The 13,821-nt window shown below is 35.2% G+C and carries 13 protein-coding genes and 1 tRNA gene; 4 read left to right on the top strand and 10 right to left on the bottom strand.

The annotated features are described in order from the left end of the window. Nucleotides 1-221: 221 nt before the first annotated feature. From CEY12_RS20940 to CEY12_RS20900, 10 genes are all read right to left on the bottom strand, one after another. The gene (locus CEY12_RS20940) at nt 222-1,640 is read right to left on the bottom strand and encodes an L-serine ammonia-lyase (RefSeq protein WP_089029958.1); all 1,419 of its coding nucleotides are present in this window, start codon (nt 1,638-1,640) and stop codon (nt 222-224) included. A gap of 95 nt (nt 1,641-1,735) precedes the next feature. Next, nucleotides 1,736-3,082 carry an ammonium transporter gene (locus tag CEY12_RS20935; protein WP_089029503.1) on the bottom strand — a complete coding sequence of 449 codons (1,347 nt, stop codon included), beginning with the start codon at nt 3,080-3,082 and terminating at the stop codon, nt 1,736-1,738. 105 nt (nt 3,083-3,187) lie between these two features. Next, a complete protein-coding gene (locus CEY12_RS20930; protein ID WP_089029502.1) occupies nt 3,188-3,829 on the bottom strand; it encodes an alpha/beta hydrolase in 642 nt (213 codons plus the stop codon). 72 nt (nt 3,830-3,901) lie between these two features. Further along, nucleotides 3,902-4,528, bottom strand: coding sequence for a YceI family protein (locus CEY12_RS20925; RefSeq protein ID WP_089029501.1), 627 nt, complete (start codon nt 4,526-4,528; stop codon nt 3,902-3,904). Between the two features lie 78 nt (nt 4,529-4,606). Continuing rightward, nucleotides 4,607-5,173, bottom strand: a complete 567-nt coding sequence (locus CEY12_RS20920; protein WP_089029500.1) for a YceI family protein — start codon at nt 5,171-5,173, stop codon at nt 4,607-4,609. 150 nt (nt 5,174-5,323) lie between these two features. Beyond that, a complete protein-coding gene (locus CEY12_RS20915) occupies nt 5,324-6,370 on the bottom strand; it encodes a glucokinase (protein ID WP_089029499.1) in 1,047 nt (348 codons plus the stop codon). A 115-nt stretch (nt 6,371-6,485) separates the two neighbouring features. Further along, a complete protein-coding gene (locus CEY12_RS20910; protein WP_089029498.1) occupies nt 6,486-7,049 on the bottom strand; it encodes a transporter in 564 nt (187 codons plus the stop codon). A 300-nt stretch (nt 7,050-7,349) separates the two neighbouring features. After that, a complete protein-coding gene (locus CEY12_RS22780; RefSeq protein ID WP_262484872.1) occupies nt 7,350-7,475 on the bottom strand; it encodes a hypothetical protein in 126 nt (41 codons plus the stop codon). 47 nt (nt 7,476-7,522) lie between these two features. Continuing rightward, complete coding sequence (locus tag CEY12_RS20905; protein ID WP_089029497.1) at nt 7,523-8,542, bottom strand: helix-turn-helix transcriptional regulator; 1,020 nt, start codon at nt 8,540-8,542, stop codon at nt 7,523-7,525. An 86-nt stretch (nt 8,543-8,628) separates the two neighbouring features. Continuing rightward, nucleotides 8,629-8,961: a HopJ type III effector protein gene (locus CEY12_RS20900; protein WP_089029496.1), complete on the bottom strand. Its 333-nt coding sequence runs from the start codon at nt 8,959-8,961 to the stop codon at nt 8,629-8,631. A gap of 255 nt (nt 8,962-9,216) precedes the next feature. Here CEY12_RS20900 and CEY12_RS20895 point away from each other — a divergent pair, with 255 nt between their 5' ends. The 4 genes from CEY12_RS20895 to CEY12_RS20880 all read left to right on the top strand — a co-directional run bounded on the left by CEY12_RS20895 (nt 9,217) and on the right by CEY12_RS20880 (nt 13,796). Beyond that, a complete protein-coding gene (locus CEY12_RS20895) occupies nt 9,217-10,605 on the top strand; it encodes an RtcB family protein (protein ID WP_089029495.1) in 1,389 nt (462 codons plus the stop codon). 127 nt (nt 10,606-10,732) lie between these two features. Next, a tRNA-OTHER gene (locus tag CEY12_RS20890) sits at nt 10,733-10,830 on the top strand. 240 nt (nt 10,831-11,070) lie between these two features. Continuing rightward, complete coding sequence (locus tag CEY12_RS20885) at nt 11,071-12,822, top strand: hypothetical protein (RefSeq protein ID WP_089029494.1); 1,752 nt, start codon at nt 11,071-11,073, stop codon at nt 12,820-12,822. A gap of 227 nt (nt 12,823-13,049) precedes the next feature. Then, on the top strand, nt 13,050-13,796 hold the full coding sequence (locus CEY12_RS20880; RefSeq protein ID WP_089029493.1) for a DNA polymerase beta superfamily protein: 747 nt from the start codon (nt 13,050-13,052) through the stop codon (nt 13,794-13,796). Nucleotides 13,797-13,821 lie beyond the last annotated feature (25 nt).

Here is a 13,821-nt window from a genome sequence, read left to right as displayed (position 1 = left end):
TCGATTGTTTATAACGTAAAGGTTTATGTTGGCATTGTCCTATTGAAGACAGCACAGAGAAGTTTTGCTCATTAAGCTCATTTCAGATAAAAATCTTCGATTTTTTTTAAACTTATGTGAACTTTCTATGCATAAAGCATTAGACTTAAACGAACTTCAGTATTCAAAAAGCTTTTGTGACTTTTGTGGTTTTAAAAATCAGCAAATCACATTCTTATTTACTAACACTCAGGAACATTCACCGCAATAGCCAATCCGCCTTCTGAAGTTTCTTTAAACCGGTCACTCATCGATTGTGCTGTTTCCCACATGGTCTGAATAACCTCATCAAGAGTTACTCTTGCCTTTGTAGGATCGCTTTCAAGAGCGATATTCGCTGCTGTAATTGCTTTCATGGCACCCATTGTATTTCTTTCAATACATGGAATCTGCACCAAACCTTTGATAGGATCACAGGTTAGACCTAAGTGATGTTCCATTGCGATTTCAGCCGCCATTAATACCTGTCCTATACTTCCACCTAAGATCTCAGTTAGGCCTGCTGCTGCCATTGCGGAAGAAACGCCCACCTCAGCCTGGCATCCCCCCATTGCTGCAGAAATAGTGGCATTCTTTTTAAACAAAGTTCCAATCTCTCCAGCAACTAATAAAAATCTTACGATATCATCTTCGTTCGTGAAAGGTGTGAAAGCTTGTGCATACATTAAAACAGCAGGAATTACTCCACTTGCCCCATTAGTAGGAGCAGTGATAATCCTTCCGAAACTCGCATTTTCTTCATTTACTGCTAATGCGAAACAGGCGATCCATTTATTGATATTTGTAAAATTCTCTTCTGCATCAACAACCTGTTGAAACCATTCATCAATATTTTTATAAATTTTATCCCCTAAAAGTTTTCTGTTGATTCCGGCAGCTCTTCTGGTAACGTTTAACCCTCCAGGTAAGATCCCTTCTTTATTTACACCTTTATAGATACATTCTTTGATTTGTGTCCATATGTTCAATGCCTCCTGTCTGGTCTCTTCCTGGGTTCTCCAGCTTTCTTCATTGATAAAAATCAAATCCGAAAACTTTTTAAATCCTAGTTTTTCACAATATTTTACAATATCCGAACCGTGGTGACATGGGTACAATGTCCGAACACAGTGTTTTTCTATGGAATTTTTTTCCTGACTTGCAATAAACCCACCGCCTACAGAATAAAAGTCCTGAACCAGTTCAGTTCCATCTTCAAAAACAGCCCTGAAGATCATCCCATTAGGATGAAAGTCTAAAGATTTTTGCATATTGAGAACCAAATGATAACCGTAGATAAAGGGAATTTCCTTTTCCCCTCCCAGATTAATCATCTGGTCACTTTTTATCTTCTCTATTTTCTCATCAATTTTTGAAGTATTGATCGTTTTAAAATCTTCACCGTTCAATCCAAGCATTCCGGCGATATCTGTTCCGTGTCCAATCCCCGTTTTTGCTAAAGAGCCGAAAAACTCAAGGAAAACTTCCTTTACTTCCGCGATTGATCTTTCTCTTTTGATAATTCTGATAAATGCAGAAGCTGCATTCCATGGCCCCATCGTGTGCGAACTGGACGGACCGATCCCTACTTTAATAATTTCAAATACTGATATTGATTCCATAAAAGATTCATCATTTTTCCTCATAACAAAGATACGTGATAAATCCTTATTTTAATTCTCCTGATACAAGGATTAAATAAATATTTAAACGTTGCCTAGCAGTTGAGGCTTTCTTCATGCTGAGACCTGTCCAATCCGATATTTTCAGATTCTTCGGATACCCTTAATGTAATCATTCTATTGGTCACCTTATACAAAATCAGAGATCCAAAAAAAGCAAATGCTGACACCAGTACCAAAGCGATCATATGATGAATGAAAACCTCAATTCCGCCATGTAAAAGACTAGCCTTTTCACCATGTGCAAAAATGGCAGTTAAGATCATCCCCATAATTCCCCCTACTCCATGACAGGCAAAAACATCTAATGTATCATCGATATTTTTAAGTCTTTTCCAATTCATCATTACATTAGAAACAATAGCTGCAATAAATCCGATAAACAAGCTTTCAGGAATAGATACGAAACCACATCCGGGAGTAATAGCAACCAACCCTACTACAGCACCAATGCATGCCCCCAGTGCAGACACACTTCTTCCATTGATCCTATCAAACAATATCCAGGTCATCATCGCTGAAGCGGATGCTATTGTTGTTGTTCCAAAGGCGATAGCAGCTGTAGCATTAGCTCCCAAAGCAGATCCTGCATTAAATCCAAACCAGCCAAACCAAAGCATTCCGGTTCCTAAAAGCACAAATGGAATATTCGAAGGTTCATGATGCGGATTTTTCCTTTTTCCAACAACTATCGCTCCAGCCAAAGCTGCAAATCCCGCACTCATATGAACGACAGTTCCACCAGCAAAATCCTTTACGCCAAAATATTTATTCAGCAACCCATCAGGATGCCATACCATATGACAAAGCGGAGTATAAATGCATATACTGAAAAGGATCATGAACAACAAATAGGAAATAAAACGTACCCGTTCTGCAAAAGAACCTGTAATCAGCGCAGGAGTAATCACTGCAAACTTCATCTGAAAAAGGGCAAATAAAATAAAAGGAATAGTGGATGCCATCTCTTTATGTGGCAAAACACCAACATGATTGAAAAATGGATAGCTAAAAGGGTTACCTATTAAACCATAATGCTGTCCGTTTATTTCAAAACCAAGAGAATCACCGAACGACAAAGAAAATCCAACAACCACCCAAAGAATGGAAATAACCCCTAAAGCAATAAAGCTTTGCAACATCGTAGAGATCACATTCTTTTTTCCCACCATTCCACCATAAAAGAAAGATAACCCGGGGGTCATAAGTAATACCAGACCTGCAGCCGCCAAAATCCATGCAACGTCAGCACCTACAATTTTATCGTCACTTAAAAATTCCCCTGAATTAGGCAGATCCGTTGCCGGAGTCCAGAACAAACCTCCAATGGCAACCCCTGAAATGACAGTAAAAGAAACAATCCATTTTAAACCAATTTTCATAAAATTAATTTTTAACCCTATCAAAAATAGGAATTAATTCCATAAAAATCAATTTTAAAAACAACAACCCCTAATATTTATATAGTAAAAATTAAAAAATATTATTTATTGAAATATTTCATTTAAAATTTTCGACACTTCTTTTGGTTTGGTAGCCGGAAAAAGATGAGTCCCTCCCTTAATAACATAATTGGGTTTTGAATTTTTCACAGGAAAAACAATATCCTTATCCCCTAATATCTGAATTACATCAGGATTTTCTTCAAAGCTCCAGTCAGAGATCTTCTCGATTGACCATTTCAGGTAATAAGGATCTTTGACTCTAAAATATTGTAAAACCTTAGGGTTCTTCGGATCAAAAAACTTCCTCATCACAGAATAAGCTGTAGCGCTCTTCTCATTAAAAAAACGAACCGGCAGCATTTTAGGAATTCCGGTGATTTGTCCCGCTCTTATTAATTTAGATTTTTCTTTGTCTGATTTTATGCTTCCTAAGATGACTACTTTTTCAGCATGCTTTATTTTATTGATCTCCTGCACCATTATTCCACCAAAAGAATACCCTAAAAGATAAAATGGCTCAGAATCATCGATCTTAACCGCCATTCTCTCTACGTATTCAGGAAAGCTCTCATTCAGCCCCGGTATCAGCCAATCAATGAACACAACTTCAAGATGATCCGGAAACTGCAATTTTTCCAGTACTTTAAAGTCTGCACCAAGTCCGCTTACGATATAGATTTTCATATTGCTAAAATAAAAAATATGGATAACTATTTAAAGTTACCCATATCTAATTTATTGTTAAAAGTAATTCCTTTATTTTTTCTTTACAGGAACTCTGTTATCATTATCTAACTTTTCTGTAGAAACTTTAAACTGAATATCCATTTCGTCCTTAATGAAATAATCCTTCAATGAAGACTGATAGAATACTTTGAAATCTCTTCTGTTCAATGAAAATTTAGCAGATTCTACGACTACAGTAAATTGGGTAACATATACGTTAGCAGGGAAAGTAATCGTCTTTCTAACTCCTTTTATTGTAACATCTCCATACACCGTTGAATTGTACTCACTGTTTGCCAGAGGAATAATTTTAGTTAAATGAAATATCGCGATCGGGAATTTTTTAACTTCAAAAAAATTAGTGCTTTTAAGGTCGTTGGTCAGTTTGATCTGATCTTCATCAGAAACATCTCCTGCCATCAAACTTCTCATATCAATTGTGAATTCACCATCTACCAAAACCGTCTTATCAAAATTGAACTTCCCGCTTTTCAGTTTTACTGTACCGGAATGTGATGAAGCAACGGTTTTTACAACTTTGTACCCCCACCATCTGATCTCTGAAGAAGTCACTTTAGAAACCTTATCAAACTTTCTCTGAGCAGAAACAAATGATATGCTTATACACATCATAGCAAACAATAGTAGTCTTTTCATTCTTTTTTATTTACAATTCAACAAAAATAAAAAAAAGTGTAGAACTTCTACACTTTTAATAATCTTTTTTTGATTAAATTATTTAGCAGTCACTTTTACAAGCATATCGATATCATCTTTCACAAAAACGTCTTGCATTGTTGATTTATAAGCAACATCAAATTTTTGTCTGTCGAAAGAGAATTTATTAGACACTAAACTCGCTACTCCTTTGCTGTAAGCAATTTTCGCAGGGAAAGAAATACTGCTTGTTTTTCCTTTTACTGTAAGATCTCCTGTTACTAAAGAATTGTAGATTTTATCATCATTTTTCTTTACAGAAGTAATTTTAAAAGCAGCTGTCGGATATTTTTCAACCTCAAAGAAATCTCCTGTTTTAAGGTGACCATTTAATTTAGTCTGATATTCTCCTGTAAGGTCTGTAGAAGTAATAGAAGTCATATCAAGAACAAAAGATCCGCCTACAACATCATTCCCTTTCATGATTAAATTTCCTGACTTTACTTTTACAGTACCATCATGAGAACTTGCCTCAGATTTTGCTACTTTGTATCCCCACCAGTGAATGTCAGATGCTACTACTTTTTTTGACTGTCCGAAAACCAATCCGCTAGCTAAAACTGCTAATAAAAATATTTTTTTCATTGAATAAAGTTTATTTAATTGTTTATTTAACAATACAAATGTAGCCATCTTATTTCATAGATTTTATTGATATAGATCAATAAAATCAATTATTTTCATGAATAATATCAGGTATAAAAAAACTCCGGAATTTCCGGAGTTTATATTTTTTTATTGATAATAAGCAGTATAAAGAGCGACGCCATGTAATCCTGTAAGATTATTCTTGGTCAGATAGATTGGAATGTTTCGCAGCATATCCTCCATTTTGTCACTTATCTTAAATTTCTCGTAGAATTTAGCCTTATCCATATATTCATTCAACATTTGTGGAATATCTCCTGAAATGAATAGACCTCCGGTAGCTTTAAGTTTTAGCGTAAGGTTATTAGCCTCTCTTGCCAGGAACTCCAGGAATGTATCCAGAGCAATTTTACAGATCAGTACATCCTCTTCTACAGCCGCTTTATAAATCTCTTTTGAAAAATTACCATTCGCAAGACGATCAGCCAGCCATTCAGGTTCAGGATGTCTTTTTACATCTCGCAGGAATCTATAAATGTTAAATAGTCCTGTTTTAGAAAGAACATTTTCCCAGCTTACAATTCCATAAATGTTATTTAAGAACTGATAGAATTCCACTTCAACATTTGTTCTGGGTGAAAACTCAGAATGACCACCTTCAGTAGCAAAAGGTCTCAAATATTTTCCATCAAAGAAATAGCCGGCTTCTCCCAGTCCGTTTCCTGGAGCAAGGATGGCAACATTCCCTTTTTCTAAATGCCCGCTTGTATAAATCGCGTCTAAATCACTGTCTTCAAGAAGCCCCATTCCATAAGCAGAAGCTTCTAAGTCATTAAGCATATCTACTTTGTCGAACCCGAATTCATTTTTAAATTCTTCAACATCGAAACTCCAGCCTAACCTTACAGGGCTACTTTTCCCATTAAGAACAGGTCCCGGAACCGCAATCCCTAAACGCTTTACATTAGTAAGCTGATTCTCCTGAATAAATTTTTTCAGGATTTCCGGGAAAGAGCCGTGCTCTTTCGTTGGATAGCTTGTCTGTATTTTTATATCAAGTCCTCCGTTACCAGAGACGTAATATCCTAATGTCGTAATATCTTCACGCAAGTTTGCTCCAATGATAGATACATCATTATTACTACTGTCTTTTACACCCGGTAAATAAAGGGGAAATTTTGGATTCAAATTCATAATCGCAAATTTTATCAAATATAATAATAGTTTTCGGAAATCGTATATGGTAATAAAAAACCTTTTCAAAAAGATGAAAAGGTTTTGGCTAATAATTGTTTATATATAAATCTAACTACTTTCCTAATGCAATATTGTAAGAAAATCCGACACCAATGTTACCTACATTGTAGTCCTGATTCACTAAATCGCCTTTGCTTCCAGTAAATACCTTCTGATATTGTACGAAGAAATTCCAGTCTTTGTTATGGTATCCTATTTCAGGTTTGATATAAAAACCTCCGCTTGGTCTGTCAACCAAAGTATTTGAAGCTACTTTATCATCTCCTACAAGGAAACCGTATCCTAAGTCAGTTCCAAAATAGAAACCAGTTTGTTTAGGATAAATTCTTATTAATGCAGCAACAGGAATTACTCCTACGTCATTATTTTTATATCCGTTGTTCTCTTTTCCAAAATAATGGGAATAACCAGTTGCGATACCTAAACCAAACCCTGGAGTAATCAGATTTTGGTAAGCCACATCCACTCCTACAGCAGCTGAAAGGTTATCAGAAGGAACAGCTAATCCAACATTCGCTCCTACTTTAAGCATATTGTTCATCTGTACGCTCTGTGCACTTGCAACACCTGCTGTTAAAATTCCAGCCAATAAAACTGCTTGTTTAAACATTTTCATAATTTCTGATCTTTAAATTTTACTATTCTGTATGATGTAAAAATCATGCCAAGCAGGCACTTTTCAGCGATTTTAACACCAGTAAAGCATCCAAATCAATGAAAATCAAATAGTTAATTTTTGTTAAAATTTAAATAAATGTTTAATTAATGCTAAAAAAGAAACATTCAAAACCTGAAAAAAATTCAAAATTTAATTTAGATCACGAAAAAATATTCACTACAAAACCACAATCAGCAGGCATAAAAAAGACTGCCTTTTAAGAAACAGTCTTTTTTATCATGATCAATTACGCTTATATTAAGCAGTAATCTGCTTTTTCTCTTCTTCTTTCTTATCTAATTTTTCACTCACTTTTTTTACGATATATTCGATCACAAGCGGTGCAACTATAGCAATGACAGCTTTAAGAATTCTTGATTTCATATTTATTTATTTTGATTTATAATTACAATTTTTAAGCCATTATTGTATCAGGCCTGTTCATCCCTATTAAGATTCTGATAATTCTCATACGCTTCTTTCAGACTGGTCTGGATTCTCCTTCTAAGTTTATCCGGCTTTATAACGGTTATAAACTCGCCCAGCCCCAATATCATTCTTTCTAATTCGAAATTTAGCTGAACACATATTTTAAATATAGTTCCTGCTTCATCTTCTTTAACAATCACCTGTGAATGATGAAAAGGTTTTGTTTTAACATAAGGGGCATGTTTTGCATTCACTTTAAAAACAACATTTTGGGGACGCTGCCCATCTGAAACAGTAACCCCAATAACTTCACCGAAGTATCGATCAGAATCAAACTCTTTATCAATATAGGCTGTCTTTTCATCAATAGAAATCTGCTCCATCCTGTCTAATGCCAGGTTGTACATTTTATTTTTAAACCAACAGATAAGGAACCAACGGTTGTTATATTCTTTCAGCAGTTGTGGGTGAACGGTATAATAATCAGATTCTTTTGCTTTAAAACTTTTATAGAGAATCCTCAACACTTTCCTGTTTAAGATACTTTCATATAGTATATCAATATGTTCCAGCCCCTTCAACCGTTCATTCTTATCGAGATGAATGATCGACTTCTGGCTGGTAGAGTGAATCGAGTCTTCCAGTTTCTGGATCACCCCATTCATATCTTTAAACATCGAAAAATCTTTAAACTGCTTTAAAATCTGAATGGCATTATTCATTGCTTTCAGATCACTTTCATTCACAGAAATATTATGGATACTGTATTCCGGATCACTATACCGGTAGTATTTCCTATCATACACTTCAATAGGAGCCTCATATCCGAATTTCTCGCTGCGCATATTCTGCAGATCCAACTGTACCGTTCTTTTACTGACAAATGATTCTTTGCCCTCAAATTCAAAAAGCGCTTCCGAACACTCATCAATAAGATCTTCCAATGTATATTGGCGGTATTTATTTTTCAGACATTTATCCAGTGTCTTGTAACGGATGAGTGCATTTTTATTGGATGACATATTCTTTTGTTTACTTGTATAGTTTGATTGTCATTGCGAACCGAAGGTGAAGCAATCTCATTCGTAATAATCTAAATTAACTAAACTTACTTCTTTTTTAAAGCTTCTCCATCAAAGACAATCCCTTCCCAGCCAAATTCCATAAAATTTCTGATATTCTGATGATCGTTACCGCCAGGATTCTTCAACACATCTTCTCTATAAAAATCACCAAAAAGACTTAAAACTTCATCTTCAGACAAATGATTCAGTTTTCCAAAACTGAAAACTTTGCACGATCCATTATTTTGATCAGCTTCATTTACCGTATTTCCATTTTTAAATTTCGTAGGGGTAAAATCATAATTCTCATCAATGTACGCAATAACTTCTTTGAATTGAATGGTTTCCGGAGATTCTTTTAATTGTTCTAACAGCATATTTTTTTATTTGTAAAATTGAAAAGGGGCGAAAAGGCAAAATGGCAGATTGGCTAAACTGTAAAACCGTTAATTCGTAAAATCGTCTATTTGCATTTTTACAATTCAGCAATTTTGCAATTCAGCCTTTTTGCAATTCAGCCTTTTAGCTTTTTCGTGTATTCGTCTTTTGTAAAAATAATTAAAATTTTTCATACTACGCAAAAACATTGCACACTTATGTAATTACTTTGCATCAACAAAATGAGAAAACATATGGAATTTAATGGAAATCATTTAATTGAATTAGGATATAGACCAGCAAAATGGTTTAAAGACGCAATAGAATATATCAACGAAAATAAACTGGATGAATCTGAAATCAGAATCTATCTGGAACAATTTAAGCAAGCGGACGTTATTCCCTTGCATGAAATTCCAAAAGATTTCATCATTAATATCAGAGCTGAACATGAAAGTGAAAAAGATAATGTAGAAAAAGTAATCAGAACCATGCAGGTTTTAATGAAAACACCAACCCTGGTTAGTGGAGCTTTGATGCCAGATGCATGCCCTACAGGTCCGGAAGGCCAGATTCCTGTCGGAGGAGTAGTTGTCGCTAAAAATGCAATCCACCCGGGATTCCATAGTGCAGATATTTGCTGTTCGGTCATGTTAACCGATTTTGGAAAGGCTGATCCTAAAGCAGTATTGGATACCGCCCATTCTGTAACGCATTTCGGATATGGAGGAAGAGCAAGAGGAGAACAGATGCCAATGTCTCAGGAATTAATGGATGCGTTTAGGGAAAATTATTTCCTGAATGATGAAAAGCTCATCAGTATTGCGCGTTCCCATATGGGAACTCAGGGAGATGGAAATCATTTCTTATTCGTTGGAATTTCTAAAAATACAGGAAATACGATGCTGGTAACTCATCACGGATCAAGAGCTCCTGGTGCAGCCTTATATGATAAAGGAATGAAAGTGGCCAACCGTTTCAGACAGGATATTTCACCGGAAACATTAAAAGAAAATGCCTGGATCCCTTATGATACGGAAGACGGAAGATCTTACTGGGAAGCCCTTCAGTTGATAAGAACCTGGACAAAGGAAAACCATACTTCCATTCATGATGCTGTTTTAAACAAAATGGAAATAGAGAAAGAAAACCGTTACTGGAACGAGCATAATTTTGTTTTCAAAGATGGAGATCTGTTTTATCATGCAAAAGGAGCGACTCCATTAGATGATAAATTCATGCCTGATATTACAGGACCAAGACTGATTCCTTTAAACATGGCAGAACCCGTTTTAATCGTTCAGGGAAAAACCAATGAAAGAAACCTTGGATTTGCCCCTCATGGAGCAGGAAGAAATTTCAGCAGAACTCAACATAAAAAATCATTGGCCCATAAAACCATTGAAGAAGTTTTTGCTGAGGAAACAGAGGGATTGGATATCCGATTCTTCTCGAATGAAATTGATATTTCCGAGTTACCAACTGCTTATAAAAGCGCTAAAAACGTACGGGCTCAGATCGAGGAATACGGATTATGTGAAGTATTGGATGAGGTGATACCTTACGGATGTATTATGGCTGGTGATGTAGGAAAAAATGCTCCCTGGAAAAAGAAAAGAAAATTTAAAAAAGCACAAAACTAAGTTTGATTGATTATGGATCAATCGACCTATTTTATTCTCGCAGATTTAGCTAATCAGGCAGATTTTAGATGATATTCATCTGCAAAATCTGCGAGATATTAAAACAATGATTCTTAATAAAAATCATGGAGCAGTAGCTCAGATGGTAGAGCAACAATAACTTTCCGCTATTGGCACAAAAAGTTCCTATACCGTGTGTCGCAGGTTCGATTCCTGTCTGCTCCACAAAATGATGAAAAATATTTATATTTAATCCACAATTGTTTTTGATCATTAAAAAGTTAAGGCATAGAAAGTTCCTATATTTTCGTTATTTACTTTCCGCCTTTTAAAAATTTCGAGCAAAGGGAGTTCCTATAATTTTTTTTGATAAAATCTACTCCCCGCTCTTTTTAAATTATAGGTAAAAGGAGTTCCTATACAGATTACACAGAATTACTCCTCACTTATTATTTTATAAAAACAATGAAAACACTTAAATTATTCAACGCTGTATTAGCAAAGGAATCTACTGAAGATCTATTTATTTCGGAAGAGGGATTTATCATTGAACCTGGTGCAATTTGGGCAAAACAAGACATTATCAATTTCTATTCAAAGGAAAGGTTGAATGGCGATGGTCTCAACAAGACTTTTCATAAATCCTGGAAGAAAATTAAAAAAAGCACCCGCTTCGAGTTATTGCTTGAGCAAATCGAGCATTATATTTCTACCTATGGAAGTCAGTTTCAGGAAGAAATTTACATTCCGGATGAAATACTTGATGTTCCTGGCTTGAAATTGACTTTCAAAATCGTTAAAGCATATACAAAAGAAGAAATGCAGGAAAAGTGCCTTTCCCTGTTGAAATCCGGAATTGCTCTGAAAGAAGAAACGATTGGTGACCTTCTGGATATCCTGCATCATGAACTGGGTTATATTTTCACAGGAAAAGAAAACATTAGAAATAAAGAAGCTATAGTAAAAATTGCCGATTTATTTCATGTTTATCCCGAAAACCCTGCAGAGTTCTTCCGATATGTAATCTATAAAACGACAGACACAACACTTTTAATCAAAAACGATGAGCTAATCAACGCAATTAAGGAAAGTAAATTTAATGCAGCACCTTTGTTTGAAAATTTCGGGCTGGAAAAACTTGCAGAAATCTTCAACAGATTCAAGCCATTGTTTCTGGCCTATAAAAAGAAATCACCCAAAACAATCAATAAGATATCCAAGCTATCAAAAATTTACCATCAGCCACTGGTGTCAAATCCACTGAATGATGCAACAAATACTTTACTGGAAGACAGCGATCTGCACTGGCTGGAAAATGCGACACCTTTTGCTTTGTTTAAGGCTTTATCCGCATGTTATCAAAGAATGAAAGGCCAGGATACTTTTGTATACAGAATAAGAAATGGAAAATCCTGGGTGAAGAAAGGAGGAGAAACGTATGTTAACGATTGGAATTATGAGTTTATTTTAAACTTTTTGAAAACAAAATATGACCTTTCAGAGAAGAAATTCTATTTCCCTGAAAATGTAGACTACGGATTACCTACCTCAGAAAAAATGTTTGTTGCGAACATTCCTACCGGAACAAGGTTTTATGATGAAAGATTAGCTGTTGGAGTGTATTGGGAAGATGAATGGGGTGCTTTTGATCTCGATCTTTCCGGATTGAATATCGCTGGAAAAATAGGCTGGAATGCATCTTATAATCTCGACAACGGACAATTGATGTACTCAGGAGATATGACATCTGCACCTAATGGTGCTGTAGAATATCTGTATGCCAATAAAGGATTTAATACACCTACCCTCATTATGAACAACGTGTATTATGGAGATAGCAATTGCGGGTATAAGATCGTAGTTGGAAAAGGAGATGATATTTCGCGTGAGTATATGATGAATCCTAACAACCTGTTTGCCGAAATCAGGTGTACCTCTGTACAAAAGCAAACTATTTTGGGAATGCTTTTGATACACGAAGGAAAACAATGCTTTGTATTACTGAATTTCGGAGCCGGACATTCTCACGTCTCGGGAAATTCAGAAGTTTCAAAAATGGCTACAGATGCACTGTACCAACAGTGGTACGAGCCTTTATCTTTTAATTATCTTGTTGAAGAATTAGGGGCAACTATTATATCAGAAAAAGAGGAAGCTGATTTTGATTTTTCTTTAGAAAGACTGGAAAAAGATAGCTTTATCAGGATTTTCAAGTAATTTTTTTTAGTGTCAATACAAGACAAGGATTTTTTCTCTCGCAGATTAAGCAGATGAGGCAGATTTTTTTTCTAACATTAATCTGCAAATTTGCTTAATCTGCGAGAGATTATATTATTATAACTGGTCTACAAACCTTATAATTAAAAAAATTACGAAAAGAAAAATACTACGCATGATCATTGCGTAATTATATTATTATTTTGTATCATCAAAAAATAACTACAATGAAAAACAGAATAATAGAAAAACTAAGAGAAGTTGAAGAAAAACGTGGTATAGAAATACTTCTTGCTGTAGAGTCCGGAAGCAGAGCCTGGGGTTTTGCCTCTCCCGACAGCGATTATGACATACGGTTTATATACCGACACGAAAAAGACTGGTATCTTTCTCCATGGGATAAGGATGAAACGATAGAATTTATGACGAAAGATGACCTGGACGGTTCCGGTTGGGATCTAAGAAAAACTTTTCATTTATTGCTAAAATCTAATGCTGCACTTTTAAGCTGGTTCTACTCTCCTATCGTGTACATGGAAAACAAAAAATTTACAGAATTGTTTAAACCTATAGCAGATTCATGCTTTTCTCCGATAGCGGTTTCTTACCACTATTTAAGCATGAGTAAGAAGTATCTCGAAGCCTGCAGACACGACGAGGTAAAATTGAAAAGTTATTTTTACTGCCTCAGAACTGCATTAACCGGAAAATGGATATTGGAAAAAGGAACCGTTCCTCCGGTTTTGTTCAGCGACCTATTAATATTGGTTAATGATTTTACAAGAACTAAAATAGAAAACCTTGTTGCTCTTAAAGCGACCAAAGGAGAATCTTATTATCACGCTAATGATTGGGAATTATTTGGATTCTTAGAAAGTATGGTTACTGAGACTGAAGAAAAAATGAAGACCTTATCTTGTGGCAAGTCAGATAAAGTAGAAATGGAAAAGGTTTTTAGAGAGATATTACACTAAGGAAAAAGTGTCAGTATTTCTATAT

It is taken from the genome of Chryseobacterium sp. T16E-39 (genome assembly GCF_002216065.1).
Taxonomy (GTDB): domain Bacteria; phylum Bacteroidota; class Bacteroidia; order Flavobacteriales; family Weeksellaceae; genus Chryseobacterium.
Note: the sequence above shows the minus strand (reverse complement) of the source record. Positions and strands in the feature narration are given on the sequence as shown.

Coding starts and splice junctions, on each gene's coding strand:
- CEY12_RS20935 (WP_089029503.1), bottom strand. CDS start 3,082: ATGAAAATTGGTTTAAAATGGATTGTTTCTTTTACTGTCATTTCAGGG.
- CEY12_RS20930 (WP_089029502.1), bottom strand. CDS start 3,829: ATGAAAATCTATATCGTAAGCGGACTTGGTGCAGACTTTAAAGTACTG.
- CEY12_RS20910 (WP_089029498.1), bottom strand. CDS start 7,049: ATGAAAATGTTTAAACAAGCAGTTTTATTGGCTGGAATTTTAACAGCA.
- CEY12_RS20940 (WP_089029958.1), bottom strand. CDS start 1,640: ATGGAATCAATATCAGTATTTGAAATTATTAAAGTAGGGATCGGTCCG.
- CEY12_RS20925 (WP_089029501.1), bottom strand. CDS start 4,528: ATGAAAAGACTACTATTGTTTGCTATGATGTGTATAAGCATATCATTT.
- CEY12_RS20915 (WP_089029499.1), bottom strand. CDS start 6,370: ATGAATTTGAATCCAAAATTTCCCCTTTATTTACCGGGTGTAAAAGAC.
- CEY12_RS20900 (WP_089029496.1), bottom strand. CDS start 8,961: ATGCTGTTAGAACAATTAAAAGAATCTCCGGAAACCATTCAATTCAAA.
- CEY12_RS22780 (WP_262484872.1), bottom strand. CDS start 7,475: ATGAAATCAAGAATTCTTAAAGCTGTCATTGCTATAGTTGCACCGCTT.
- CEY12_RS20885 (WP_089029494.1), top strand. CDS start 11,071: ATGAAAACACTTAAATTATTCAACGCTGTATTAGCAAAGGAATCTACT.
- CEY12_RS20880 (WP_089029493.1), top strand. CDS start 13,050: ATGAAAAACAGAATAATAGAAAAACTAAGAGAAGTTGAAGAAAAACGT.
- CEY12_RS20895 (WP_089029495.1), top strand. CDS start 9,217: ATGGAATTTAATGGAAATCATTTAATTGAATTAGGATATAGACCAGCA.
- CEY12_RS20905 (WP_089029497.1), bottom strand. CDS start 8,542: ATGTCATCCAATAAAAATGCACTCATCCGTTACAAGACACTGGATAAA.
- CEY12_RS20920 (WP_089029500.1), bottom strand. CDS start 5,173: ATGAAAAAAATATTTTTATTAGCAGTTTTAGCTAGCGGATTGGTTTTC.